Source organism: Oceanospirillum beijerinckii DSM 7166 (genome assembly GCF_000422425.1).
Taxonomy (GTDB): Bacteria; Pseudomonadota; Gammaproteobacteria; order Pseudomonadales; family Halomonadaceae; genus Oceanospirillum; species Oceanospirillum beijerinckii.
The window spans coordinates 112,710-139,107 of sequence record NZ_AULT01000007.1 but is presented as its reverse complement, the minus strand read 5'-3'; the positions used below and the strand labels follow the sequence as shown (position 1 = coordinate 139,107).

Annotated in this window: 21 protein-coding genes; 16 read left to right on the top strand and 5 right to left on the bottom strand. The window is 47.9% G+C overall.

The window, feature by feature from the left end; all coding sequences use genetic code 11:
* The first annotated feature begins 57 nt into the window (after positions 1-57).
* From gloB to H579_RS0102160, 10 genes are all read left to right on the top strand, one after another.
* Positions 58-822, top strand: a complete 765-nt coding sequence (gene gloB, locus H579_RS0102205) for a hydroxyacylglutathione hydrolase (protein WP_028299304.1) — start codon at positions 58-60, stop codon at positions 820-822.
* A 168-nt stretch (positions 823-990) separates the two neighbouring features.
* Positions 991-2,781: a lytic transglycosylase gene (locus H579_RS0102200; protein WP_084623827.1), complete on the top strand. Its 1,791-nt coding sequence runs from the start codon at positions 991-993 to the stop codon at positions 2,779-2,781.
* A 226-nt stretch (positions 2,782-3,007) separates the two neighbouring features.
* Positions 3,008-4,813 (top strand): extracellular solute-binding protein, encoded by a 1,806-nt coding sequence (locus tag H579_RS0102195; RefSeq protein ID WP_036565085.1) that lies wholly within the window; start codon positions 3,008-3,010, stop codon positions 4,811-4,813.
* A gap of 9 nt (positions 4,814-4,822) precedes the next feature.
* Positions 4,823-5,905 (top strand): microcin C ABC transporter permease YejB, encoded by a 1,083-nt coding sequence (locus tag H579_RS0102190; protein ID WP_028299301.1) that lies wholly within the window; start codon positions 4,823-4,825, stop codon positions 5,903-5,905.
* A 16-nt stretch (positions 5,906-5,921) separates the two neighbouring features.
* Positions 5,922-7,031 carry an ABC transporter permease gene (locus H579_RS0102185; protein WP_084623846.1) on the top strand — a complete coding sequence of 370 codons (1,110 nt, stop codon included), beginning with the start codon at positions 5,922-5,924 and terminating at the stop codon, positions 7,029-7,031.
* Positions 7,028-8,638, top strand: a complete 1,611-nt coding sequence (locus H579_RS23930) for an ABC transporter ATP-binding protein (RefSeq protein ID WP_051227234.1) — start codon at positions 7,028-7,030, stop codon at positions 8,636-8,638. Before H579_RS0102185 ends, H579_RS23930 begins: the two co-directional genes overlap by 4 nt.
* Before the next feature lie 62 nt (positions 8,639-8,700).
* Positions 8,701-9,516 (top strand): phosphatase PAP2 family protein, encoded by an 816-nt coding sequence (locus H579_RS27545; protein WP_051227233.1) that lies wholly within the window; start codon positions 8,701-8,703, stop codon positions 9,514-9,516.
* A gap of 319 nt (positions 9,517-9,835) precedes the next feature.
* Entirely contained in the window at positions 9,836-10,258 is a 423-nt protein-coding gene (locus H579_RS23920; protein ID WP_051227232.1) for a BLUF domain-containing protein, read from the top strand.
* Between the two features lie 314 nt (positions 10,259-10,572).
* A complete protein-coding gene (locus H579_RS23915) occupies positions 10,573-11,772 on the top strand; it encodes an EF-hand domain-containing protein (protein WP_051227231.1) in 1,200 nt (399 codons plus the stop codon).
* Between the two features lie 277 nt (positions 11,773-12,049).
* Entirely contained in the window at positions 12,050-13,036 is a 987-nt protein-coding gene (locus H579_RS0102160; RefSeq protein ID WP_028299299.1) for a sensor domain-containing diguanylate cyclase, read from the top strand.
* A 177-nt stretch (positions 13,037-13,213) separates the two neighbouring features.
* On the opposite strand, the gene H579_RS0102155 is transcribed toward H579_RS0102160, so the two are convergent.
* Together H579_RS0102155 and H579_RS0102150 are read right to left on the bottom strand one after the other, a co-directional pair.
* Positions 13,214-14,608: a sodium-dependent transporter gene (locus H579_RS0102155; RefSeq protein ID WP_028299298.1), complete on the bottom strand. Its 1,395-nt coding sequence runs from the start codon at positions 14,606-14,608 to the stop codon at positions 13,214-13,216.
* Between the two features lie 85 nt (positions 14,609-14,693).
* Positions 14,694-15,776, bottom strand: coding sequence for a Glu/Leu/Phe/Val dehydrogenase dimerization domain-containing protein (locus H579_RS0102150; protein WP_028299297.1), 1,083 nt, complete (start codon positions 15,774-15,776; stop codon positions 14,694-14,696).
* 683 nt (positions 15,777-16,459) lie between these two features.
* Between H579_RS0102150 and H579_RS0102145 the strand changes: the two genes are divergently transcribed.
* Both H579_RS0102145 and H579_RS0102135 read left to right on the top strand, forming a co-directional pair.
* The gene (locus H579_RS0102145; RefSeq protein WP_028299296.1) at positions 16,460-18,097 is read left to right on the top strand and encodes a CHASE domain-containing protein; all 1,638 of its coding nucleotides are present in this window, start codon (positions 16,460-16,462) and stop codon (positions 18,095-18,097) included.
* Between the two features lie 508 nt (positions 18,098-18,605).
* Positions 18,606-19,217: a LysE family translocator gene (locus H579_RS0102135; protein WP_028299295.1), complete on the top strand. Its 612-nt coding sequence runs from the start codon at positions 18,606-18,608 to the stop codon at positions 19,215-19,217.
* A 145-nt stretch (positions 19,218-19,362) separates the two neighbouring features.
* Here the strand turns inward: H579_RS0102135 and H579_RS0102130 are convergent, their stop codons facing one another.
* Positions 19,363-20,049 (bottom strand): substrate-binding periplasmic protein, encoded by a 687-nt coding sequence (locus H579_RS0102130; RefSeq protein WP_028299294.1) that lies wholly within the window; start codon positions 20,047-20,049, stop codon positions 19,363-19,365.
* Between the two features lie 336 nt (positions 20,050-20,385).
* Entirely contained in the window at positions 20,386-21,252 is an 867-nt protein-coding gene (locus H579_RS0102125) for a LysR substrate-binding domain-containing protein (RefSeq protein WP_028299293.1), read from the bottom strand.
* Positions 21,253-21,544: 292 nt separating this feature from the next.
* Between H579_RS0102125 and H579_RS0102120 the strand changes: the two genes are divergently transcribed.
* The 3 genes from H579_RS0102120 to H579_RS0102110 all read left to right on the top strand — a co-directional run bounded on the left by H579_RS0102120 (position 21,545) and on the right by H579_RS0102110 (position 24,971).
* Positions 21,545-22,675: an S-(hydroxymethyl)glutathione dehydrogenase/class III alcohol dehydrogenase gene (locus tag H579_RS0102120; RefSeq protein ID WP_028299292.1), complete on the top strand. Its 1,131-nt coding sequence runs from the start codon at positions 21,545-21,547 to the stop codon at positions 22,673-22,675.
* 157 nt (positions 22,676-22,832) lie between these two features.
* Complete coding sequence (gene fghA / locus H579_RS0102115) at positions 22,833-23,687, top strand: S-formylglutathione hydrolase (protein ID WP_028299291.1); 855 nt, start codon at positions 22,833-22,835, stop codon at positions 23,685-23,687.
* 183 nt (positions 23,688-23,870) lie between these two features.
* Entirely contained in the window at positions 23,871-24,971 is a 1,101-nt protein-coding gene (locus tag H579_RS0102110; protein ID WP_028299290.1) for a CobW family GTP-binding protein, read from the top strand.
* A gap of 41 nt (positions 24,972-25,012) precedes the next feature.
* Here H579_RS0102110 and H579_RS0102105 read toward each other — a convergent pair whose 3' ends face one another.
* Entirely contained in the window at positions 25,013-25,774 is a 762-nt protein-coding gene (locus H579_RS0102105; RefSeq protein WP_157834537.1) for an ABC transporter substrate-binding protein, read from the bottom strand.
* Positions 25,775-25,906: 132 nt separating this feature from the next.
* Between H579_RS0102105 and H579_RS0102100 the strand changes: the two genes are divergently transcribed.
* Positions 25,907-26,365: a hypothetical protein gene (locus tag H579_RS0102100; RefSeq protein ID WP_028299288.1), complete on the top strand. Its 459-nt coding sequence runs from the start codon at positions 25,907-25,909 to the stop codon at positions 26,363-26,365.
* Positions 26,366-26,398 lie beyond the last annotated feature (33 nt).

Genomic DNA, 26,398 nt, shown 5'->3' with positions numbered 1-26,398 from the left:
TTGATGTGTATAATCATGCCCTGATTCAATTTTTGCCCGCAATCAGGTATCGCCGTTATGTTAGAGATTAAACCGATAAAAGCGTTCAACGACAATTATATCTGGCTGATTACTCAGGCAGATTCCAATCAAGCCTGGGTTGTAGACCCCGGTGATGCTGAACCGGTTAAACGCGTGCTGAAAGATAACAATCTGCAACTGGCCGGTATTCTGATAACTCACCACCACGCTGATCATACTGGTGGCGTGAATGAGCTGAAACAAGCTTATCAGGTTCAAGCCTACGGTGCTGATGTTTCAAAGTGTACCGATGTGGTTTGCCAGCAAGATGATACAGTTGAAGTGCTGGGACAAAGCTTCTCCGTAATCTCGGTACCGGGGCATACATTGGATCATGTCGCCTTCTATAATGCCGATGAGCAGATTCTTTTCTGCGGCGATACTCTGTTTCTGGCCGGTTGTGGCCGCATCTTTGAAGGTACGGCTCAACAAATGTATGACTCGCTCAGCAAACTCGCCGCTCTGCCAGATGAAACCCGTATCTACTGCACTCATGAATACAGCCAGGCCAATCTGAAGTTTGCTGCAGCCGTTGAGCCTGACAACCATTATGTCACCGCAGCAATTAAGAAAGTTGATCAACTCCGGGAACAGGATCATCCTTCTTTACCCACGACAATGGCGGATGAAAAATGTCATAATCCCTTCCTGCGCAGCCACCAACCGGCTGTCATTGGCGCAGCCACAGAGCAAACCGGCTTTTTGGTTGCTGCTCCGGCGGAGGTCTTTGCCTCAATTCGTCAATGGAAAGACAACTTCTAAGCTGATTGTTTTCAGGCAGTAAGGGGCTTTATAAGCTCGAAAAGCGGTATAGGCTATAGAGGCTATACAAGCGATATATAACAAAACACGCTAAGAACACCAAGAATTAAACGGATAGGCCTGGTATCAGTACTTAAGATTATCAGGCCGCAAAGGCACCCAAGACCTATGCTTATTACTCACACCCTGCTAAAGGGTACTACACGTCATACAGGACTTAAGATAACCACACGCTTTAAGAATAGCGTTATTTTGCCTGTTTCTCTGGCAGCGCTACTCAGCGGTTGTGTCACACAACAAACCCAGACCCAAGATCAAAGCAGCGCAGGTGTCGATGAAGCTCTGCAGGCCACCAGTGGCCTGAATCAAAAAACAAAAGCGACTGACGGATCTCAAGCCGATAGCCCTCAGGATCGTTTGCACAAATTGCAGGCATTACAAGCCCTGAACGAGCAGGACCTGGCTCAACAGGGCTTGCTTAAACACTCTGTCACAAAAAGTGGTAGTCCCCTTCAAAGCACTGAACCCAGCGCTGTGCCTGATTATGATCTCTGGCACCGTTTGCTACAGAATTTCCAGATGGACCTTGATGTGGACAATCCACGTATTCAGGCACAACTGAACTGGTTCAAACGCAATCCCAGATATCTGGAGCGTGTCTTTAACCGCTCTGAGCGCTATCTGTATCATGTTGTAGAGCAGATCGAAGCCAAAGGTCTGCCGGGAGAGCTGGCTCTGCTGCCCATTGTAGAAAGTGCTTATGATCCCTTTGCGTATTCCCATGGTCGTGCTTCTGGCATGTGGCAGTTTATTCCTTCTACTGCCCGCTACTTTGGCATCAAAAGTGATTGGTGGTATGACGGTCGTCGCGATGTGATCGATTCCACCGATACCGCGCTGAACTATCTGCAAAAGCTGAATAATCGTTTCGATGGCAACTGGCTACATGCACTGGCGGCCTACAATGCCGGAGGCGGTAATGTTAATCGTTCGATCCGAAAAAATCGTGAAGCGGGCAAATCGACAGATTTCTGGTCTTTAAACCTACCCAATGAAACTGAAGCTTATGTACCCAAGCTGATTGCTCTGGCTAAATTAGTCAAAGAGGCGGATCACTATGGCCTGGATTTCAGAAGTATTCCTAACAAACCCTATTTTACAGCGGTTGATACTAAGGCTCAGATTGATTTGGCTCAGGCGGCCAAACTGGCCGAGATCACCATTGATGAGCTTTATCTGCTCAACCCAGGCTTCAGCCAATGGGCTACATCGCCTAACGGCCCCCATCGTTTGCTGGTGCCGGTCGAAAAAGCAGACACCTTTAAGAAAAATCTGTCACAGCTTCCTCCTTCTCAACGAATGGGCTGGCAGCGTTACACCATTAAATCAGGCGATAGCCTGATTCGAATTGCCAAGCAATTTAATACATCGCCACAGATGATTCGTAATGCGAATCAGATCAAAGGCAACTCGATTCGTGCGGGCAAAAAGCTGCTGATCCCCATTCCGAAGGCCAATGCCAAACATTATGCCCTGAGTGCCAAACAGCGTCTGAAGCAAAAACAGAACTACGATCGCAGCCATGCCGGAGGCAAGCGCGTTGAGTACCACGTCAAATCAGGCGACAGCTTCTGGAGTATTTCCCGCAAGCACAAAGTTGGAATGAGAGAGCTGGCGCGCTGGAACGGCATGGCACCAACTGATCCGCTGAAACCGGGTAAGAAACTGGTGATCTGGTCGAAAAAAAGTGCCAGCAGCGCATCAGCCAGCAGTGATAAACGTAAAATCATTCGTAAAGTGGGTTACAAGGTGCGCCGGGGTGACTCCCTGGCCCGTATTGCGGATAAATTTAATGTACGGGTAAAAGATATTGTGAGCTGGAATAAAATTTCCAGGAAAAAATATCTGCAACCCGGGCAGAGTCTGACCCTGTATGTGGATGTAACCCGTAATCATTAACGCGGTAAGACAATGTCTGAAGTGAACGTGTTTAGTCGCGGTCAGTCTATTTAGAACTATCCTGACAGAAGTCAGTCATAAAAGGGTGCTTATTCAGCACCCTTTTTTCTCGTCCGCAGCATAAGCATGCATCAAGGATACATAATCCTGCCCTTATGCTATGGCATATAAGACAAAGATCGTAGTATATTGATCAATAAAGAAAAATTAGAGCAGGAGCCTATCCATGCCGCTTAAGCAAACGATCAAAAAAGTGCTCGGCCACGGCAGTTTATTCGTACTCCTTTCAGCATCCGTTGCCGGCCTGAGCCATGCTGCCAGCCCGCAGCACGGTATCGCCATGCATGGCGACCTGAAATACCCCGCAGATTTTGCCCACTTTGATTACGTTAACCCTAATGCCCCTAAAGGCGGTGTGCTCAAGCAATCCAGTCTGGGCAGTTTTGACTCTTTAAACCCCTTTATTATCAAGGGGGTGCCTGCAGCAGGCATTGGCCTGATCTACGATACTCTATTAGAAGCTTCCTCTGATGAGGCCCTCTCAAAATATGGCCTGTTGGCCAAAAGTGTTACCCGTGCTGATGACAATAGCTGGGTAGAGTTTGAGCTGAATCCCCAAGCAAAATTCCACGACGGTCATCCGGTGACCGCTGAAGACGTGATCTTCTCTTTTACAACATTAATGCGTGATGGCCGCCCTCTTTATCGGGCTTACTATGCTGATATCGCCGAGATCAATCAGGATGGCGACTATAAGGTCCGTTTTAACTTTAAAACCACAGAAAACGGTGAATTGCCGCTGATTATTGGTCAGATACCGATTCTGCCCAAGCATTATTGGCAGGATAAAGACTTCACCAAAACCACATTGGATGCACCACTAGGCTCTGGTCCATATACAGTGGGAAAAATCGATAATGGGCGCTCTATCACCTATCAACGCAATGAAAACTACTGGGCAAAAGACCTGCCGCTCAACATCGGTCGCTATAACTTTGATCAAATCGTTTACGAGTACTATCGTGACGGTACGGTAGCACTGGAAGCCTTTAAGGCGGGTAATCTGAATTTCCGTCGTGAAAATAGCTCCAAGTTCTGGGCGACCGCTTATGACACCCCCGCAGTACAAGACGGAAAGATCATCAAAGAAGAGATCAAACACCAGAATCCGACCGGCATGCAGGCTTTTGCCTTTAACCTGCGCCGTGATGAGTTTAAAAACAAACAGGTGCGAGAAGCGCTCAACTTAGCCTTTGATTTTGAGTGGACCAATAAAAATCTGTTTTATAACGCCTATACCCGCACCAGCAGTTACTTCTCTAACTCAGAACTGGCTTCCAGTGGACTGCCTTCTGAGGCGGAACTGGCGTTGCTCAACCCCTTTAAAGATCAGCTTGATCCCTCAATATTTACCACGCCGTTTAAGCTGACAGAGACCAAGGGTGATGGTCGCAACCGTATAGAACTGCGCCAAGCCTCCCGTCTGCTGACTAAAGCCGGTTGGCCTATTGTGGATGGCAAGCGGGTGGATGAAAACGGCAAACCGGTTGAGATCGAAATGCTGCTATACGACACCGCTTTTGAGCGTATCGTGCATCCGTTTAAGAAAAACCTTGAGCGTCTTGGCATTGATCTGAATATCCGTATCGTCGATACCACTCAGTATATTAATCGGGTACGTAGCTTTGACTTTGATATGATCGTGCACAGCATCGGTCAGTCCAACTCACCGGGTAATGAGCAGCGGGAGTTCTGGCACTCCGAATACGCCAATAAAACCGATTCCAGCAATATTATGGGTGTCAGCAACCCGGTAGTGGATGCATTGGTGGAAAAAATCATCACCGCCAAAGACCGCCAGACCCTGATCACGGCCACTCGGGCTCTGGATAGAGTATTGCTATCGGGACATTATGTGATTCCGCATTGGGGCATTACCGCTTTCCGCGTCGCTTACTGGAACAACCTGAAGCATCCGGAAAAGATGCCGCCGTATGATCTGGCAATGGACGCCTGGTGGTCTGAGGAGTAATCACCCGCTATGTGGAGCTATATTGTCCGACGCTTGCTGCTGATGATACCGACGCTGTTCGGTATCATGCTGCTGAACTTTATTATTGTGCAGGCTGCTCCCGGCGGGCCGGTGGAGCAAGTACTTGCGCAGTTGGATGGCCTCGATAGTCAATCCAGCACCCGACTGGGAGCCTCGGAGCAAACCGAGCTTCAGTCTTCCGGTGACAGCGAATATCGTGGTGCGCAAGGCATCGATCCCGAACTGATCGCGGAGATTGAGCGTCAGTTTGGTTTTGATAAACCGGCCCATGAGCGCTTTTTTCAGATGATCGGCAACTATATGACCTTTGACTTCGGTGATAGCTTTTTCCGGGATCAAAGCGTATTGGATCTGATTCTGGAAAAAATGCCGGTTTCCATCTCTCTGGGTTTATGGACGACATTGATTGTTTATGCCGTTTCTATTCCCCTCGGTATTCGAAAAGCGGTACAACACGGCTCCCAGTTTGATCTCTGGTCATCCAGTGTCATCATTGTCGGCTACGCTATCCCTAACTTTCTGTTTGCCATTATGTTGATCGTGGTATTTGCCGGTGGCAGCTACTTTGATTGGTTCCCACTCAGGGGACTGACCTCAGAAAACTTTGATCAGATGAGTCCTCTTGAGCAGGTAGGCGACTATCTCTGGCATATCACCCTGCCGGTACTGGCATCGGTAATTTCCAGCTTTGCCACACTGACCATGCTGACCAAAAACAGCTTTCTGGATGAGATCAATAAGCAATATGTGATGACGGCCCGTGCCAAAGGTACCTCAGAACACCGTGTGTTATACGGCCATGTTTTCCGTAACGCCATGCTGCTGATTATCGCTGGTATGCCTGCTGCATTGATCGGCATCTTTTTCTCCAGTTCGCTGCTGATTGAAGTGATCTTCTCCCTGGATGGCTTGGGGTTATTAGGCTTTGAGGCCGTAATGCAGCGGGATTATCCCGTGATCTTTGGCACCCTGTATATCTTTACCCTGATCGGTCTGATTCTGAAATTGGTCAGCGATATCACCTATATCCTGGTTGACCCACGAATCAGCTTTGAGGCGCAGAATCAATAAGATGGCTCACTCGTCTATGAATTCAAAATCATCTGCTAATGTGCAGTCTATCAATGCAGAAAAGAATGCCGCTGCAAAGAAAGGCATAAGCGCCTTATCACCGATTACTCAGCGCAGGCTGGCCAGTTTTGTTGCCAGCAAGCGTAGCTTCTACTCTCTTGTACTGTTTCTCACTCTGTTTGTACTCAGCCTGTTTGCGGAGCTGATTGCCAATGACAAACCGATTCTGATTCAGTACAAAAACGATTATTACAGCCCGGTCTTTACTGTTTACCCGGAAACCACCTTTGGCGGTGATTTTGCCACCGAAGCGGAGTATACCGACCCCTACCTGCAGGAGCTGATTAAAGCGGAAGGCGGCTGGATATTATGGCCTCTTATTCGGTTCAGTTATGACACCATTAACTATGAGCTGGACAGACCCGCTCCGAGTCCACCCACAACCGATAACCTGTTGGGTACCGATGATCAGGGGCGGGATGTTTTAGCCCGGGTTATCTACGGTTTCCGTATATCTATGCTGTTTGCCATTGCACTGACCATTGGCAGCACCGTGGTCGGTGTTGCCGTTGGTGCGATTCAGGGCTTTTTTGGTGGCAAAATTGACCTGATTGGTCAGTGTTTTATTGAGATCTGGTCTGGCCTTCCTACGCTGTTTATTCTGATTATTCTTTCCAGTGTCATTGAACCCAACTTCTGGTGGCTGCTGGGCATTATGCTGCTGTTTAGCTGGATGGCACTAGTGGACGTAGTGCGGGCAGAATTCCTGCGCTGCCGTAACCTGGAATATGTCACCGCGGCTAAAGCCTTGGGTGTTCCGAATTACCTGATTATGTGGCGACATATGCTGCCCAATGCCATGGTGGCCACCATGACCTTTATGCCGTTTATCTTTACCGGTGGGGTCACCACTTTAACCGCACTGGATTTCCTGGGTTTTGGCCTGCCACCGGGCTCTGCTTCTTTGGGTGAGCTGGTGGCTCAGGGTAAAGCTAACCTGCATGCGCCCTGGTTAGGTATCAGTGCGTTTGCCGTGTTATCTATTATGCTGACCCTGCTGGTATTTATCGGTGAAGGTGTACGTGATGCCTTTGACCCTCGACATATTTCGGAGCGTCAGGTATGACAGAGCAGCGATCCAAGACAACAGAACAAGCAAACAGAGCAGTGCAAGCCAATACAACGGGTCAATCTGGAAATATAGCCGGTCAAGCAGGCAACATGGCTGACATCAAAGCCGGTAACACACCGCTGCTACAGGTGAGTGATCTCAGCATCGCCTTTCATAATCAGTCTCCTGTGGTTAAAGGCGTGAGCTTTGAGTTGTATAAAGGGGAAACCCTGGCCTTAGTGGGGGAAAGTGGCTCGGGTAAATCCCTAAGCGCGTTATCAATCCCGTCACTGCTACCCAGCAGCGCCAAGATGCTCTCCGGCGATATTATCTTCTCCGGTGATAATCTTGCCCAAAAAACACCCAAACAACTGCAAGCAATTCGCGGTAATGAGATCGGTATTATCTTTCAGGAGCCGATGACCTCATTAAACCCGTTGCAGTCTATCGGTAAACAGATTTCAGAGATTATTCAGCTGCACCGCCCGGTTGCGGGTCAGGCGCTGGTGGATGAAGTGGTGCAACGCTTAGATGAAGTGGGTATCGAAAACGCCGCAGAGCGCTTCAGTGCCCTGCCTCACGAGCTGTCCGGTGGCCAGCGCCAACGGGTAATGATCGCCATGGCGATTGCCAACAACCCCAAGCTATTGATTGCCGATGAACCCACTACTGCACTGGACACTCATATTCAGCGCCAGATTTTGGATCTGATTCAAGACCTGCAACAGAAGTATCAACTGGCGGTGCTCTTAATCACCCATGATCTGAATATCGTGCGCGACTACGCCCCGCGTGTCTGCGTGATGCAATACGGTCATATTATTGAACAGGGTGATACCGAGCAGGTTTTTGAGTCACCTAAAGAAGACTATACCCATATGCTGATCCACTCAGCCCCTGAGGGTGAACCTGTGCCTCTGCAAAGTGATGCCACAGAGATTCTTCGGGTTGATAATCTTAATGTCTGGTATCCGATACGCAAAGGAGTACTTAAACGGGTAGTCGGTTATATCAAGGCAGTGACCGAAGCCAACTTTAGCCTGAAACAAGGTGAGTGCATTGGCTTTTTAGGGGCCAGCGGCTCCGGTAAGACTTCACTGGGTATGGCGATTCTGCGTCTTATTCAGAGTGAAGGCCAGATTCTGTTTGATAATCAGCCGCTACATCAGTTAAAAGGCAAGGCCCTGCGTGAGCTCCGTAAAGATCTGCAGGTGGTGCTGCAGGACCCCTTTGGCAGTCTCAGTCCCCGTATGACTGTCGGCGATATTATCGCTGAGGGTCTTAAGGTGCATTTCCAACTAACTATGGAAGAGATGGAGCATAAGGTCTGTGAGGTGATGCAGGAAGTGGGACTGGATCTTGATAGTCGCCACCGCTATCCCCACGAGTTTTCCGGTGGTCAGCGCCAGCGGATCTCAATCGCCCGTGCCTTGATTCTAAAACCGAAGTTAATTGTGTTGGATGAGCCCACCTCGGCGTTGGACAAAAGTATTCAGAAACAGGTGGTCGCGCTGTTGAAATCCCTGCAAGAGAAACATCAGATCAGCTATATCCTTATCACCCATGATCCTGCGACAGCTCAGGCGATGTGCCACCAAACCATACACCCGGATCAACATTAACAGGTTATGCCGCAATAATCAGATACACAGAAACAATTTGGTTACATGGAAGCTACCTTGAAATGACTGCAGACAACAATTTTAATAACTCTCACATTGATTCTCATATCAACGGCCGCCATAAAAGCGCCAAGCTTTTTGTGGTGGTCGTCGGTGCTCACTTACTGGCTTATCTGCTAGTTTGGCTGACCGATACAAACCAAAACCTGTTTTATGCGCTGAATAGTTTTCTGAGTTTTCTGCCTGATATTTTCTGGCAGATCACTACTCACTTTGGTGAAACACTCAGCGCTGCGGTTATTTTATTGCTCTTGGTACGTCAGAAACCGGGCATAATGCTACACCTTCTCGTTTCCGGCCTGGTCTGCCTTCTTCTGGTTTATGGTCTCAAGCAATTTCTGGATGTCACTCGTCCCCATCTTGTGCTGGCACAAGATAGCTTTCATTTTATCCAGACTGATAAAAACAGTCCGGCCCGCCCATCAGGTCATACCGCTACGGGGGCGTTTATCGCCGGAAGCTTGTTTTATCTCTATCGGGACAGATTTGGTGTTTGTTTATTACTAGTAGCCGGTGCTTTTCTGGTAGGGCTATCAAGAATTGCTATCGGCGTGCACTGGCCGCTGGATATTTTTCTTGGAGGAGCTATCGGCTGGATCACCGGTTATCTGGGTTATGCCTGGTTGACAGGAAAGATGAGAAGCTATAGGGGCAGTATTCCTAAACAAACTCAGCGCCGACTGGCGTTGTCTGCCATTGGCTTAGTGCTGGGCCTGTTGATAGTTATTCCTTACCCTTACCTGCAAGCAACACTGGTGTTTAAACTAACCTTAGCCGTAGTTTTATTGTGGCAGGCGTATCACCTGTACAGATCCTGAATAATTTAACCTGCAGAGTCCGTGACTGAGAGTTGATATTTTCTACGATGCCTTCAGTTACTTTGTCCAATCTTTGGTATAGAAGGCTCTGTTTTGGCTTGGAGGGCAGGGTGAGCTAATCAATAAACAGTCCAAAAATACGGTAACCGGTTGTATATGAGATGCCTGGATCTGAGACTTCCGCTATAGGTAAAGGTGCCCGTCAATAGAATACACTTTTGATATCATGCAAGGCTTTATATCGATAGGAAAAGAGGCAGTTAATAGAGATTCGTCATACACTGACAAGGGTGACAAGTTGCAGGATAGGATAAAAATAATGAACCACTTACACCAATTGATCTACATTTGTTCCGCCACTCGGCCACTGAGTGAAGATGATCTGATCGAACTGCTGGCAGATGCAAAAGGGCGTAATGTAGAGCGCCATATCACAGGCATCCTGTTGTACTACCAGGCTACCTTTTTGCAAGTTCTGGAAGGAGAGGCGCATGAGCTGCATCACCTGTATAACGCCATCAGTAATGATCCCCGTGTGACGGGAATGGTTATGTTGACTGATCAAGTTATCGGGAAAAGAGATTTTCCAGACTGGTCCATGGCATTTAAAAAAGTTGATGATCATGAAGCAGAAAATCTGGAAGGTTTTTTAGACCTGCTTAATGGTGATGAATTACCCATTAAAGAACGTTCTTCGATGGCTGCTAAGTTGATTGGAAACTTTGTTAAAAAGCTGGGCTGATTTGTAACCATGCCCTCTCAGATCCGCTTGTAGGTTACTTAAGGAAATTTAGGGACTGGGGAGGTAACTGAAGTCGTTTTACTGGTACCACTACTAACTGCTTAAATCCAAGTTCGAATTTTTATCCGCTACCGTATCATTAATAACAATATAGCTTTCTAGCTTTCTCGGGTTGTTCCTTCGGGTATATTTCTAAGAAGATAACAGTATTTTTAGTCTCTTTTTCTCGATTTTTTGTGAAAAGCGCTCATTCAATATTGAGTCTTTGCCGCCGATAACCGAATAAGGTTCATCCATTAATGACAGGTGGTGTCATGAGAATTCAACAAGGACAAATTTCTTTTATTTCTGCTCATGAGTCCCGGGCTTACACAGAGAAAGAAGAAAAAATAAGATACTTTGAACGCACCCCAGAAGGGGAGCGTACATTGGAGATGGAATCCCGCTCTGTTTCTGCTCATGTGGCTTTGGGTATGCACGGAGTCGCAGCAGGAGAGGAAACGTTACCAAACTTGCCTGGACGTAATGGTAAAGGGTTAGGATTAGGCTTGTCATTTGCTCCGGCGAACGGTCAGGATAAATTTGATCGTGATGCTGACAGTGTTGTCAAAGCTTCTGAAGTCGAAGAAAGTGAAGATGACTTCCCCGACAACATAGAAGAGTTGAAGCTACGTACTTTAGTGCACTTGATGGAGCAGGTTTTTGGTGGACATTTCAAGCTAATAGACAGTGACGAGCTACAAAAGATCGATGAGAATGCAAAGGAATTGAATGAGATCGCCGATAAGATGGAGGGGTATGTCGGTTCGCCAAATGCGACTCCGGGAGACGAGCAGCCTCAATATGGTTGGCGGATGGATTATCATTCTGAGCAAACTTACCATGAAGAGGAGTTCACGCGGTTTGCCGCATCAGGTCATGTGACCACAGCAGATGGTCGTAAAATTGATCTGCAGCTGGAGCTGGGTTTAAGTCGCTCTTTTCAGTCCAAAGAGGTGATGAGTGTTGTATCGGGAACATTGAAAGACCCTTTGGTGATTAACTTTGATTCGTCCAGTGTTGGTCTGAAAGATCATGAAACTTTCCGTTTTGATATTGATGCGGACGGCAAGGTTGAAGACCTGTCCCAACTGACAGCAGGTTCAGGTTTCCTGGCGTTGGATAAAGACGGTGACGGCAAAATTAATAATGGTACCGAGCTATTTGGTGCTCAAAGTGGCAATGGTTTTGCTGATCTTCGTGCCTATGATGAAGATGGCGATGGCTTTCTGGATGAGGATGATGCTGCTTTTAGCCAGTTAAGAATCTGGGTGCCTGATGCAGAGGGTAATGGGCAACTTTACGCTTTACTGGATAAAAACGTTGGTGCTATTTATCTGGGTAATGCGGATACCAAGTTCTCACTGAATCGTAGCAGTGATAATGAACAGTTGGGCTTACTGCGTAGCAGCGGTGTTTTCTTGAAGGAAGATGGTGGCGTCGGCACTGTTCAGCAGATTGATCTGAAGGTCTAGAGAGATAGCGAAGCAAGAGTAGCCGGATATTTAGGTGCTTGGAATGGTCCGCTTGTTGGACATATAGCATTTTCTGGTTCTAAGGGCTGACAAGGTAGAAACTTTTGCTTTGCTATCTGAGCCAGGGCTCAGATAAGTGACTCAGTTAACTGATAGTCAGCCTTTATATTGTCGGTATGATAGTTTCTAATATAGCAGCATTCGTTATATATCTATCTTTGTTACGCTCTGTTACGCTCTGGTATTATACTGAATATAATAATAACGGAGCGCAGCCATGTCATATAAAGAAGAATGGTTAACGACTGACAATCAAGAGCTGGTGCCACTAACCCGTTGGCAAAACACGGTCAACCTGATGGCCTCTTTATTTAGGGCTCCTGCGGGCTTTATTGTGCAATATCAACCGGAAGGCTACCGGGTAACCATTGCCAGTGAACAGGATGAAAATCCTTACGGTGCTGGTGCAATCATCCCCCCCGATACTAATATCTTCTGTCGTAAAATTGTTGAAACTCAGCAAGAGTTGTATGTGAATCATGCAACGCAGGATGATGAGTGGCAGACAAACCCCGAAGTCACTAATGACGGTTTTAATTCTTACCTTGGTTTTCCTATTTTTTGGCCCAGCGGCAAACCTTTTGGCACTATCTGTGTGATGGATTTCGAGGTGACTCATTACGATGAAACCTATGTTCAGCTAATTAAGCAATTTCGTGATCTCGTTCAAACTGACTTATTACTGGTAGAACAGTTCGAGCAAATTCGGGAGTTGGCTTTGATGGATGAGCTGACCGGTTTGTTTAACCGTCGTGGCTTACTAACGGTTGCTGAGCAGCGTGTTCAGCTGGCCCGGCGCAATGGCAGTGATTTAGCACTGATCTATCTCGATATGGATGGTTTGAAAGGATTGAACGATAGAATAGGTCATGAAGCGGGTGACTTAGCCCTTGCTGGTGTGGGGCATTGCATTCGTAACAATATCCGTGGCAGTGATGTGTGTGCCCGCCTCGGTGGTGATGAATTTCTGATTCTGGCAGAAACAGCTAATCTTAATCAGATGGAAAGCGTGTGTGAACGAATTGAGCTCGACTTTAAAGCATTGTTAGAGGGGAGTATAAAAGCCGATCTATCCAATCTGGGGCTTGGTTTGAGCTATGGTGTTGTAGCCATTGAAGACTTGGCCCAGCCGTTGGACGTTTGGGTGCGTCAGGCTGATCAGGCTATGTATTTGTGTAAGCAGGCTAGAAAAATTTCCTCATAATCACACAAGCCATTGGCAGAGCCAAAAAGCCCCGGCGCTTCCTTGTGGGATAATGCCAGGGCTTTTCAGGAGTGTAAGCCCCGGTTTTTGGCTGGGGCTTTTTAGTTGCTAAACCGTTACAACTCAGAGTGGTGGGTTAATCAGGATTGATCTGTTAACCCACCGTTATCCAAGGCCTTAGCCCATGATAGATTGGTACATCACGATGATGACTGCCAGTGGAGTCACGTAGCGAGTGATGTTCCAGAACAGGGTCATTGCGCCGTTAGACATGTTCAGCTCAGCCGCAACGTCTTCTTTCTTCATTACCCAGCCTACGTACAGAGCGGCCAGCAGACCTGCCAGAGGCAGCATGATGTTAGCAGTGATGTAGTCCAGCAGATCAAAGATAGTCTTACCTTCGAAGGCTGCGAACATACCCAGTGGGTGCACATCAGACCATACGTTCAGAGACAGTACAGTTGCGATACCCAGGAACCAAACCGCGCCACCCGCAACCAGCGTTGCAGTCATACGGTTGAAGCCACTGCGCTCTTCCAGCCATTCTACAGAAGGCTCCAGCAGCGAGATGGCAGAAGTCAGGGCTGCGAATACCAGCAGTACGAAGAACAGTGTACCGATCAGGGTGCCCATGGACATGCTACCAAACGCCATTGGCAGAGATACGAAGATCAGACCAGGGCCCGCGCTTGGCTCCATACCGTTCGCAAATACGATTGGGAAGATCGCCATACCGGCAACCAGTGCCACAACGGTATCCATCAGGCCAACAGTGATCGAGGTTTTAGCGATAGAGGTTTTCTGATCCAGGTAAGAACCGTACGCCATCATTACGCCAGTACCCAGACTCAGGGTGAAAAACGCATGACCCAGTGCCTTCAGAACACCTTCGCCAGTCAATTTGGAAAAATCAGGGTTAAACAGGAAGTTTACACCTTGAGCAAAACCACTTGTGGTCATGGCGTAAACGACCATGACAACCATCAGTACAAACAGGGCTGGCATCAGGTAGGTGACTGCTTTTTCCAGACCGCCTTTAACCCCGCGGGCTACGATAAACAGTACACACGCCATAAAGACACTGTGCCAGAAAAGTAGGGTAGAAGGATCGCCCAGCATGGCGCCGAAGATACCGCCTACGGCATCGCTGGTTTGACCCACGAAGTCACCGCTGATGGTATAGCCTACGTAGTTGATGGCCCAGCCGCCAATCACGCTGTAGAAGGAGAGAATCAGGAAGGCTGCGATAGTACCCAGAGTACCAATGGAGACCCAGCCGGCGTTGGCGTTATGTTCGCGAATCAGTTCACGCATACTGGCGATCGGACTCTTGCGGCCTTTACGCCCCAGCATCACTTCTGCAATCAGAATCGGCAGACCGACCACGGCGATACACGCCAGGTAGACCAGTACAAAGGCACCACCACCATTTTCACCCGTGATGTAAGGGAGTTTCCAGATGTTGCCCAGGCCAACCGCTGAACCGGTGGCAGCCATAATAAACGCCCAGCGAGAGGACCAGTGTAGGCCCTGATGCCCGGCGGCAGTCGTTGTTGTCGTTGTATTTGACACGAGTTTCTCCTCGAATTTGACGCATATGTTCACACCTGGAACCCAGCGGATAGCCGGGCTCCAGTCGATGAAACTGGGTTAAAGGTTAAGCTGCTTGATGAATCTTTTCCGGGTTGGTAAACCGCTCTTTAGCCACCGCGTCCGCGACAACATGAGTGGGTTGTTGCTCTTGCTCGGAACGGGTGAAGATTTCCATCAAGGTATCGTGAATTGTTTCGATATGGCGGTTCAGGGCGTCCGGATCGTCGTTACCTAAACGTTCGTAACACACATCGATAATGCCACCGGAGTTGATGGCGTAATCTGGGGCATACAGGATTCCACGCTGGCGCAGTTGTTCGCCGTGGCGATCGTCGTTTTCCAGCTGGTTGTTTGCCGCACCTGCAACAACAGTGGCCTTCAGTTGGGCAATGGTGTCGTCGTTCAATACAGAACCCAGAGCACATGGGGCAAATACGTCCACGTCTAAGCCAAAGATCTCTTCGGCGGTAACGGCGGCTGCACCTAATTCATTAACACAACGTTGAACCATATCGTCGTAGATATCGGTCACCCAAAGCTCGGCACCAGCATCTTTCAGATGTTTGGCCAAACGGAAACCAACGTTACCGACACCTTGAATAGCCACTTTCAGGCCTGTCAGGTCGGTACGGCCTAAGCGGTGCTGTACAGCCGCTTTCAGACCAACAAATACGCCATAGGCGGTGGAAGGGGAAGGGTCACCACTGCGGGTTTGGCCATCCAGGCAGTGTTTCTCGTGGATACCCGCTACAAAGCTGGTTTCCTCTGCCATGATTTTCAGATCGGGAACACTGGTACCGGAGTCTTCTGCGGTGATGTAGTGACCGCAGGCGGACTCGATTAAGCGGCCCATTGCTCTCAGGAGTTCAGGTGTTTTGTGTTCGCGGGGGTTGCCAATAATGACTGCCTTGCCACCACCTAAAGGCAGGTTGGCCAGGGCAGATTTGTACGTCATACCACGGGACAGTCTCAGGACATCGCGTAACGCTTCGTCATCATTTTCGTAGGGCCACATACGGCAGCCGCCCAGTGCTGGGCCAAGGTTGGTGTTGTGAACCGCAATGATGGCGGAGAGTCCGGATTCGGCGTCGTGGCCGAACAGCACCTTCTCGTGCTCGTCAAAATCGGGATGGCTAAATACGTTCATGGCGTACTCCTTTTTATTATCGGCTTTTGGCCTTTATTCGCAGGACCGCTTGTGGCGGCCACAGTCCCCTGTTCTGTGTGAACGGTGCATCTGTTTTATTAGGTATGGTTTGTAACAGCCTAATTGGCAAGCCGCTGTTTTGTGGGTGACACGGACAGCAGGCCTAAACACACAGTTGGAGTGGTGAATTACACATTGTATGCCAACAATAAAGAAATCAAATTAAAACAATGACATATACTGGTATTGCTTGTGGTAAGCATAGCATATGCCAATCGGTTATCAGACTTTGGTGTTACCAGAGTACACGGCTATGTTACCAAATGATCTTTAGTGAATTGTTCTGAAAAAAAGACTCATATAGATGTATCAACTGTCAATATCTTTTAATTCAGTAAAACTGTTCTATCGGTGTCTGCTTAATATTCAACTTGTAGAACTGGATAGTTTTCTTGCCAGATGACAGGCAATATTCGCTAAGGATCACGGCTTATCAGGCTTTGATGCAACAGTTACTTCCTGATAAAAGCCGGGTTGTGTAAAGAAAATTTTACGATGGCAGTGGGAGGTGTATTATTCAGGCACAAGGTGGTGCTCTGTGCATATACTGAATATAGCGGCAAATATTGAGTCGGCTTCTCATCATCATCGATCACTTAGCCAGATCATCAGGAGCGGGTAGGATGAAAGATCACTCTAACCGGTTAAGCTATATCATCATGGTTATCGGTTTTACCCTGTCAGCTGTTTTAGCTTATCAGATGGCCAGTCTGAAAAATGAAACGTTACGTGAGCAGATCAAGTCAGAGATGAAGGAGCTTTCTTTGTTGGTTGCTCATGATTTAGCCATCAATTTTGAGGGGCTATATACTGTTCAGGGGCTTTTAGCCTCCAGTACGTCTGTCACTCAGGTGACATTTGATCAACTGGCAGAGCAGACTATCTCCCGCCATCGCCATTTGCGTGGTGTTCAATGGGCTCCTAGAGTAATGTCTGCTCAACGTGCGGCTTTTGAGCAACAGATGCGGCAGACCTTCAGTGATTACCAGATCTTAGAGCCTACAACCGATAATAGCCGTATACCGGCACGCAACCGGGCGGTGCACTTCCCTATTGCACTGTCGCGACCTACGGGTGATCAATTGGGCATAGACTTGGCGGGGCAAAGTGTCCCTTTAGCTGCTATTCGACAGGCCTTGCAATCGGGCGAGATGACAATCAGTGATCCTTTGGCTCAGCCAGGTAGCAAGGCTGATCTACAGAATACACAACGGAATTTTCTGGCCATACTGCCTGTATTCAGAGAACGCAACTCACCACACAACCAGATTGATGACTTAAGAGGGGTTTTGGTTGGGCAGTTTACTATTTGGACGTTGGTACGGGATGCGCTGACTACCTCGCATCTGGCAGGCCTACACGTCACCCTGTTCGATTTAACCGCTCAGCAGCAACATGGCTTTGATGCTTCGGTGCTTTTTTCACAAATGCCTGCATCCCCTGCGGTAGACGATATGGCTCAGCGGTTTATGTTAAATAACCTGGGAGGCCATAATTGGCAGTTGATAGTGGCACCTTCGGAAGGCTTTATCCATGAGCGTAAAAGCTCTGTGGCTTATATCGTGATGCTGCTGGGTATTATCATTACTGGTTTTCTAACTGCTTATCTGCGCATGATGGCTCGGAGAAATCAACAGCAGATGATTGCCATCAAGGAAAAAAACCATGAGATTCAGCTCAGCCATAAACATCTGGAACAGCTGAATCAAACCGATGGTCTGACCGGTATCTCTAACCGCCACTATTTTGAAGAATGCTTTGATCTGGAGTGGAAACGAACCCGTAGGGAGCGCCAGCCTATTGCTCTTGTGATGTTTGACCTGGATTGTTTCCAGCATTTTAATGAAGTGAATGGTCGTTTAAGAGGAGACGAGTGTTTACGTAATATTGCCGAATTGGTGAAAACGACCATCCACCGTCCCGGTGACCTTTTTGCCCGCTTTGACGGCCAGCGTTTTGTGTTGCTGTTGCCTAATACGCCCAGCTCGGGTGCTAGGGTTGTAGGCGAACAGTGTCGGCAATTAGTGGAGTCAATTGCGTTACCTCATCGCCGCTCTACTATAGCCGAAGTAGTGACGGTGAGTGTTGGTGTATGCTCATTAATCCCTGAGAACAGTATGCATCATGAACAGATGCTGGATATGGTCGATCAGGCTTTAGCCTTGGCAAAACAGCGGGGGCGTAATCAAGTGGTGGATGCGGAGAGTGAAAGTATTCGTCCCAGAACACTTACAGAACGCCCCATTAATATCGATGATTAGTGGTTATCAATGGAGGCGCTTTAATGATGGTGCCAAATAACTGGGATTAGCTTAACCGTCTGATTTCATAAGGGCTGTAGCCAAAACGCTTTTTAATCAATTTACTGAGATAACTGGCATCTTTTAAACCGATCTCTGCGGAGAGTGTTGCCAGATTGTGGTGTGATTGACGGCCACCTGAACTCCACATCTGGAATGTACTAATGTGTGTTTCTCTTTCTGCATTCCATCTGAAAGGGGGGCAAGGCATGTCAGCTGCCAGCGACAATATCTCTATTGGCTGTAATCTGCATCATCGACTGAAAACCTGAGCTTATCCAGAAAGCCTGCAAAGGGCAGCAAGGTAAACTCCGGTAAAGGCAAGAGAAGAGAAGAAAAGAAACAGGGTTCTGCAGAGATGAGGTCATTATTTTGTCTAAATTATCGTAATAAGTGTCTATATATTGCTTATAGGTCAACCAGAATTCAACATACACTGCAGCCATTGATAAAAGAATCAGGAGTAGGTATGGACCCGTTTATATGGCTAACTTTTGCGGCGGCTGCATTGGGGTTATCGGTTACACCGGGCCCAAATGGCTTGTTAGCACTGACTCACGGTGCGATGCATGGTAAAAGGCTGGCACTGTTCACGATTTCCGGCGGTGTACTGGGATTTATGATGTTGTTTGCCGTTACGGTGGCAGGTTTAGGCGTGATGTTGCAGGCCTCTCCTACCGCGTTAACACTGCTAAAAGTCATAGGCGCATTCTATTTAATTTGGTTGGGTGTTCAGCTCTGGCAGGCACCAGCACTGAAGCTGGATATGGTGGAGCAGAGTGGTAATTTAAGTGCTTATCGTTTGTTTCGACAGGGGATGTTAGTGGCACTGTCAAACCCGAAAGTGATTCTTTTTCTGGGCGTTTTTCTGGCAATGTTTATCGACACCGAGCGCCCTTTGATACCTCAGTTTATGTTGATGGCATTGACTTTTGCCGTGACCGAATTTGCAGTGGAGTACCTGTTGGCTGCTTTGGCCGTTAAAGCCCGGCCCTGGTTAATACGGAAGGGGAAAGGTTTTAATCGCTGCTGTGGTGTATTGTTTATGGCATTAGGTGTAGTGCTGCCTTTTTCGCAATAGCTCGCAATAATAGGTGATAGGATATCGTTGCAGAGGCTATTACACAGAGGCTTTTAAACAGAGGTTCTCACACAGACTCGGCCTGTGTGATTCTGTACGAGAGAAAACTCGATTTCGGATAAAACTATTGGGGTTCAGTTAAAAGCTACTGGGACAGATATTTCTTCAGTGTTTCTTTATACACTTCTGTTTCTACTAACCACTGAACGGCCAGATTAAATGCCTCAACCTGCCCTTGAGTCATGGAAGCTTTGCTGATCATAAAGTGCGCAGGATCATCGCTTAGCACCTGAGGGTGCTCACTGATATGGCCGGAATAACCCAGATTACGGGCATGATAGAAACCGACATAGCGATCGACAATTGCGATATCCGCCCGCTCCATCAGTAACATTCTGATCTGTCCGTGGGTGCTGTTTGTTAATGCCAGTTGCTGTTCTTTCAATAGATGTTTGGCATCTTGCCATTCCTGGCCGTACCAGCCTCCCAGCCCAGTGGTAAATCTAAGTCCGCGTTGCAGCATATCGGTTAAAGACAGGTGAGCAAGCTCGGTAACATCGGCCCGGCGGATAAACATCACACTGGTTTCACCACGATAAGGGGGCGAAAAGTGGGCGTACTGTTGGCGCTCCGGGGTGATAGAGGCTGCTGCCATGAGGTCAATTTTACCCTCTGATAGCATTTTCTGCGCACGTTTAGGTGGCAGCATGATCACTTTTAGATCGCAACCCATACGAGCGGTGATCAGTAGTGCCAGCTCAACGTCCAAGCCGATCAAATGACCTTCATTATCCGTATGCTGATAAGGAGCATAGTCCCCTGAGTGGGCCATAGTAAGAGCTCTGGGGCATAGCTGTTTGGGATCTAACTGTTTGGGATCATGGAGGCCGCTATGTGTAAATCCGGGTAAAGAAAGAAACAAAAGCGAGAAAAGCATCAAAGAACTCAGGTATCGACTTGCTTGTGAAGAAGAGGGCAAGATGTGAGGCATTATCCGGGCGATTAATAAAGATTTTGGCAGCCTGGACGGAAGAAAAGAGATGTTACGCTGTTTAGGCATAAAAATAGATCTCATATCTGGATACCCCGAGTCGATGGTGTCGGTGAAATTGGTCGCCAGAGTCCATTTATGGCTTTGTGATATATTTTGTCGCGATATTCTTTGTTATTAAAGCTGTGTTTGCAGGAAGCCCACCAGCATGCGTACCTTAGGAGAAAGATGACGATTATGGGGATATAGCGCCCATATACCCTCATCATCCGGTTGAAACTCGGGCAATAGCTCAAGCAGTTCCCCGCTTTCCAGATGGCTCTGTACATAAAAATCGGGTAGCTGTACCAAACCTAACCCCTTTAAGACGGCATCCAGTAACGCATTACCACTGTTATATCTTAGACTACCACTGACCCGAAGGCTGCGCTCTTTGCCATCTTGTTTAAAACGCCAGAAATCCAGTGTACCCAGTAAGCAATTATGTCTATTGAGTTCGGATAATGTATGAGGCATACCGTAGGTTTGGATATAACCAGGTGAGGCACATAGAAACAGTTTCCGGCTCGCCAAGCGTTTTGCCATCATGCTGGAGTTGTCCAGCTTGCCCAGGCGAATGGCCAGATCAAAGCTTTCCTCAACCAGGTCCAGTTTCTGGTTGCTTAATTGCAGCTGTACTTCCAGTTCAGGGTACTGCAGCACAAAGTCGTTGAGTAACGGAGCAACCACACTTTCACCATAGGTAATAGGAGCTGTGATACGTAGCTTTCCTCTGGGTGTCCCGTGCAGTTGAGTGAGGGTACGCTCCGCTTCTTCCAGGCCGTCCAACACCTGACGACAATGCTGATAATAAACCTGACCGGCCTCAGTCACCGAAACCTTACGCGTGGTGCGATAAAGCAGCTTAGTTGCCAGGCGTTTTTCCAGTTGGCTGATCAAACGGCTGACTTGGGCAGTAGAGATACCTACGCGTTTTGAGGCTTGGGTAAAACTGCCGCTTTCAACCACGGCAACAAACTCATTCACACCTTCCCATTGGGCCATGATGGACTCATCTCTCTTTAACAGTACCTTTTTAGGGTTTTATTATTACATATATGTAAAAGTAATTTGTAAAATCAAGCTATTATCATTTCTGAAGAAATAACTACACTAGTTGATTATACGGCGATAGATAAAACAAGACATCGCTGATCTAAAGAGAAAATCAGAAGACTCTGTTTGTAGGTAACCACTGTTTATAGGTAACTATTTTTGTGCAAGCGCTTGGACATTTCGTGCAAGCACTTGGACATGTAACCGTGTCTTTTATCGTGATTGTTTGAAGGAGTTCATTATGACTGCTGAAGTAATTAAATGCCGTGCTGCGGTTGCCTGGGGCCCAAATGAGCCGCTGAAAATTGAAGAAGTCGAAGTAGCGCCGCCTAAGGCCGGTGAAGTTCGTGTTCGTATTGTCGCGACCGGTGTTTGTCATACGGATGCATTCACTCTGTCTGGCGAAGACCCTGAAGGTATCTTTCCATCGATTCTGGGTCACGAAGGCGGCGGCATCGTTGAGTCTGTGGGCGAAGGTGTTACCAGCCTGAAAGTAGGCGACCACGTAATCCCTCTGTACACCGCTGAGTGCGGTGAGTGTAAGTTCTGTAAGTCCGGTAAAACCAATCTGTGTCAGGCGGTACGTGCTACTCAGGGCCAGGGCTTGATGCCAGATGGTACCAGCCGTTTCACTTGTAATGGCGAAACCATCTTCCATTACATGGGTTGTTCTACTTTCTCTGAGTACACGGTGCTGCCAGAGATATCCCTGGCGAAAGTAAGCCCTGAAGCACCACTGGAAGAAGTGTGTCTGCTGGGTTGTGGTGTCACCACAGGTATGGGCGCAGTAACCAATACCGCTAAGGTTCAAGAAGGCGACACTGTGGCTATCTTCGGTCTGGGTGGTATTGGCCTGGCGGCGATTATTGGTGCAAAAATGGCCGGTGCCAGCCGTATCATCGGTATTGATATTAACGAATCCAAGTATGAACTGGCGACAAAACTGGGCGCGACTGATTGCATCAACCCTCGTAACTTCGACAAGCCGATTCAGGAAGTGATTGTTGAAATGACCGACGGTGGTGTGGATTACTCCTTCGAATGTATCGGTAACGTTGATGTGATGCGTTCCGCACTGGAGTGCTGTCACAAAGGTTGGGGTGAGTCTGTGATCATCGGTGTTGCCGGTGCAGGTCAGGAAATCTCAACCCGTCCATTCCAGTTGGTTACTGGTCGTGTATGGCGTGGTACGGCATTTGGTGGTGTTAAAGGCCGTTCTGAGCTGCCAGGCATTGTTGAAGACTACATGGCAGGTAAGTTCGCACTGGACGACTTTATCACTCACACCATGAGCCTGGAAAAGATCAACGAAGCTTTTGATCTGATGCATGAAGGTAAGAGTATCCGTAGTGTTGTTCACTACGACATGTAATCCTTCTTTTTTGAGCTTAAGGCTTTTTGAGTTTTAATCTGCTTAGAATTTAAATCTCGGGAGCCTTAATCGGAAAGAGCGTAATCACAGAGCCTTTATCTTTGTTCGCTTTTAACCTGTAGTCCTGCTTACTCAGGCAGGGCTGCCAGGAGTCGTTATGAATCTGGAAAATATCAGCTGTAATAAAAGCTTTGGTGGTTGGCATAAGCAGTACACCCATGATTCCAAGGTGTTGAACTGCGCCATGCGTTTTGCCATCTATCTGCCACCGCAAGCATCTCAGGGGCAGAAGGTGCCTGTACTGTACTGGTTATCTGGTTTAACCTGTACCGATGAGAACTTTATGCAAAAAGCGGGTGCGCAGCGCCGTGCCGCTGAACTGGGTATTGCGATTGTGGCACCGGATACCAGCCCGCGCGGTGAAGGTGTCGGTAATGATGAAGGTTACGATCTGGGCCAGGGTGCGGGTTTCTACCTGAATGCCACTCAGGAGCCTTGGAAAGCTCATTATCAGATGTATGACTATATCGTGCATGAGCTGCCGGAACTGATCGAAGCCACTTTCCCTGTGTCTGATCAGCGTGCAATTGCCGGTCACTCTATGGGTGGTCACGGTGCATTAACGATCGCGCTGAAAAACGCTGAGCGTTACCGTTCTGTTTCTGCGTTTAGTCCGATTACTAATCCGATCAACTGCCCTTGGGGCCAGAAAGCGTTTACCGCTTATTTGGGCGAAGATCTTGAAAGCTGGCGTCAATATGATAGCTGTGAGCTGTTAAAAGCGACCGCTAACCAAGAGTCTGTGAATAAACTGCCCATCCGTGTGGATCAAGGTGAAGATGATAGCTTCCTGCAGTCTGAGCTGAAGCCGGAAAACCTGGTCGCAGCGGCGGAACAGGCGGATTATCCGCTGGAGCTGCACCGTCATAAAGGCTATGACCACAGCTACTACTTTATCGCCAGCTTTATTGAACAGCATCTGGATTTCCATGCGGAATTCCTGAAAGGCTGATGCTTAATAAACGGGGTCTGATACGGCTAAGCGATTTGTGTAAATCGAAACTAAGCTTCTGGCTGTATTAGGTTTCGCCTATTTATCAGGTCCTGGGTGATCAATTACTCGCTTTAACCCGCTGCGGCGGGTTTTTTTATCGCAGCTGGATTTTATAACAACTAGATAGAGCAAAGAGACACTATGAACGAGCAAACCCGATCTATCCCGACCAATATTATTACCGGTTTCCTTGGTGTCGGGAAAACCACGGCCATCAATGGCTTGCTGGCTAATAAGCCTGAAGGTGAGACCTGGGCTATTCTCGTCAATGAGTTTGGTCAGGTGGGTATTGATCAGGAGATGTTGCCGGATCAGGATGGCCTGCATGTAAAGGAGCTGACTGGTGGCTGCATGTGCTGTGCCGTGGGCGCTTCTTTAACGCAAACACTGGCTTTGCTTATAGAGCGGGCAAAGCCTGATCGTCTGATTATTGAACCTACGGGACTTGGTCATCCGGAGGGGATTATTGATACGTTAATGGGCCCTTCTTTTAAGGATGTACTTGATCTAAGGGCGACCCTATGTTTGCTTGATCCACGTCTGCTTGAACGGCAAGAGGTGGTGGATAATGCGACCTTTCAGGATCAGTTAAGTTTGTCAGATGTGGTATTGATCAATAAATGCGACCTGGCAGATGAGGCTCTGGTGGAGTTAGCTGAAGCCAGTCTGGGCAATATGTTCCCACCGAAGCAATATGTTGGCCGTACTACTCAGGCTGTGATTGATCCCGCCATGCTGGATTTTGTCCGTAATGGTCAGTTAAGCGCTCAATTTCCTGAGGCTCATAAGCATGATCATGGACACAAACACGATCACGGGCATGATCACAACCATTTGAATGGCCACAGTCATCAGTATGAGCACAGCCATCAGCATGATCTCCAAAGTCATGGGCACGCTCATCAAGAAACTGGCATAGAGCGTCAGCCAGAGCCGGGCCGACCGATTCGAAAAACGGGTCATGGTAGTGGCTTTTTTAGCTGTGGCTGGGTTTTCCACCGGGATGATTGCTTCGATTATTGGGAGTTGGAAGAGATCCTTAATGGCCTTGAAGGGATTAATCGCATTAAAGGTGTGATCCGTATTGGTCGTGATTGGGTGTTATTCAATCGGGTTTTGGATGAGCATGATTTTGATAAGGTGGCTTATCGTCGCGATTCGCGCATAGAAATTATTAGCCCCCGTGAATTGAACTGGGAAAAGATCGAGCAGAATATGATGGCTTGTCAAGTAGGCCGTTAAACTTAGATCGATCTCATAGTCATTCGGGCTGATTTTTTCTGTCAGGGATAGGGCGTTAATGGCGGTGATTGCAGACCATAGTGGGCAAACAGTTGATCCATTTCCGGCCCTTTAAGTTTTAGTAGTAGTGCGTTGAATTCATCGATGCTGATAGGGGATTCTGGTAAGACAATAAACTGACGGTTGTAACTGTGATCTTCCTTCGGGTTGATACTGAATTGTTTGTAGCGTTCAGGCTCCGAGGCTGCAATCCAGTTGAGCAGGGACTCGCTGGCAATGCCTTGTTCTGTACGGCCATGCTCAACCAAACGTAGCACGGCCAGTTCATCTGTTACCAAGCGTACATGAGCTATCTTTGCCAGGTTTTTAGAGCTAAAACTAGCAAAGGCGTAGTGGAAGCCTCTCACCGCAGCGAGAGAGCCCTTGTTTTCAGGATTTGTACTTTCAGTTAAGCTGAAAAACAGGTCTCGCCCTTCAGTAAGTGTCAGGCTGCCCAGTCCCCCTCGTTTAGTCCAGCCCCAGCCAATATTACTAAAAGCGATCAGATCAGGTGGCATGTATTTATCGGTTGCCAAAAGCCGCTTAACCGGTATTAACCGGGCGGAGAAGTGATATTTATCCTGTTTTTTATTCAAAAAACCGACGAAGTCGTAGACCAAGCCTTGCTCTGTATCTGGGTTGATCACAAAAGGAGGCTGAACAGAAGTCAGGCCTACATTGATGTGTTGGCTCGCATATCCCGTAGGAGCGATACAAAATACACAGAAGATTAACGCTAAAACGGATCGCTTTGGATATGACATAACAGATTAAACCCGATAGCTGAGCTAAGTTCAGTATAAGGTGAGTGACCGAAAGCGCCAATGTTGTATTCTTAATGCAGATCTAATTTTGCTTTTAATCAAGACTTGCTACCTCAAATGCAGGAGTGTTTTATGTCCACGGACTGGCAGTTAATCCGTAAGCTTGTGAATTCCACGCTTGATGCCTGTGAAGCGATTGATCGGATGAATATTTGTGATCAGGAGCGGGCTGTTCTGATGGGTGATATTGCAGATGAGCAGGGGCCTACGGTATGGGATTGCCTGCAAAGCGCTTATATTGCCCCTGAAAATCTGCGTTATTCAGTGATTCGTGGCCGTGGTCAGTTGGATGATGCTACGCCTTTTGTTCAACCGGTGAGCCGGGTGCTGCAGCAGATGGGAATGCTGGCGGCGGAACTGGTGGGGGCTGAGCAGTTACATACTCCACTCAAAGGGCTTGATCCTTATCGTCCTGATAGTTCAACGACACTGGCGGCAGAAGTGGAAAATCTGGCACAGTGGTATGAAAAGTTCTTCGTGCCTGGGGTTGAGAGTGCTTTGGATAAAGCCCGAACAGAGGAGAGAGAGTGAGTGAAGCTTCTTATTTTTGTTTGAAAAATAAGA

Excerpts from the sequence above, each read along its gene's own strand:
- H579_RS0102185 (WP_084623846.1), top strand. The coding sequence starts at position 5,922 with ATGAATTCAAAATCATCTGCTAATGTGCAGTCTATCAATGCAGAAAAG.
- H579_RS23915 (WP_051227231.1), top strand. The coding sequence starts at position 10,573 with ATGAGAATTCAACAAGGACAAATTTCTTTTATTTCTGCTCATGAGTCC.
- H579_RS0102190 (WP_028299301.1), top strand. The coding sequence starts at position 4,823 with ATGTGGAGCTATATTGTCCGACGCTTGCTGCTGATGATACCGACGCTG.
- H579_RS23930 (WP_051227234.1), top strand. The coding sequence starts at position 7,028 with ATGACAGAGCAGCGATCCAAGACAACAGAACAAGCAAACAGAGCAGTG.
- H579_RS0102110 (WP_028299290.1), top strand. The coding sequence starts at position 23,871 with ATGAACGAGCAAACCCGATCTATCCCGACCAATATTATTACCGGTTTC.
- H579_RS0102105 (WP_157834537.1), bottom strand. The coding sequence starts at position 25,774 with ATGTCATATCCAAAGCGATCCGTTTTAGCGTTAATCTTCTGTGTATTT.
- H579_RS27545 (WP_051227233.1), top strand. The coding sequence starts at position 8,701 with ATGACTGCAGACAACAATTTTAATAACTCTCACATTGATTCTCATATC.
- fghA (WP_028299291.1), top strand. The coding sequence starts at position 22,833 with ATGAATCTGGAAAATATCAGCTGTAATAAAAGCTTTGGTGGTTGGCAT.
- H579_RS0102130 (WP_028299294.1), bottom strand. The coding sequence starts at position 20,049 with ATGGCCCACTCAGGGGACTATGCTCCTTATCAGCATACGGATAATGAA.
- H579_RS0102160 (WP_028299299.1), top strand. The coding sequence starts at position 12,050 with ATGTCATATAAAGAAGAATGGTTAACGACTGACAATCAAGAGCTGGTG.
- H579_RS0102135 (WP_028299295.1), top strand. The coding sequence starts at position 18,606 with ATGGACCCGTTTATATGGCTAACTTTTGCGGCGGCTGCATTGGGGTTA.
- H579_RS0102195 (WP_036565085.1), top strand. The coding sequence starts at position 3,008 with ATGCCGCTTAAGCAAACGATCAAAAAAGTGCTCGGCCACGGCAGTTTA.
- H579_RS0102145 (WP_028299296.1), top strand. The coding sequence starts at position 16,460 with ATGAAAGATCACTCTAACCGGTTAAGCTATATCATCATGGTTATCGGT.
- H579_RS0102125 (WP_028299293.1), bottom strand. The coding sequence starts at position 21,252 with ATGGCCCAATGGGAAGGTGTGAATGAGTTTGTTGCCGTGGTTGAAAGC.
- H579_RS0102120 (WP_028299292.1), top strand. The coding sequence starts at position 21,545 with ATGACTGCTGAAGTAATTAAATGCCGTGCTGCGGTTGCCTGGGGCCCA.
- H579_RS0102200 (WP_084623827.1), top strand. The coding sequence starts at position 991 with ATGCTTATTACTCACACCCTGCTAAAGGGTACTACACGTCATACAGGA.
- H579_RS23920 (WP_051227232.1), top strand. The coding sequence starts at position 9,836 with ATGAACCACTTACACCAATTGATCTACATTTGTTCCGCCACTCGGCCA.
- H579_RS0102100 (WP_028299288.1), top strand. The coding sequence starts at position 25,907 with ATGTCCACGGACTGGCAGTTAATCCGTAAGCTTGTGAATTCCACGCTT.
- H579_RS0102150 (WP_028299297.1), bottom strand. The coding sequence starts at position 15,776 with ATGAACGTATTTAGCCATCCCGATTTTGACGAGCACGAGAAGGTGCTG.
- gloB (WP_028299304.1), top strand. The coding sequence starts at position 58 with ATGTTAGAGATTAAACCGATAAAAGCGTTCAACGACAATTATATCTGG.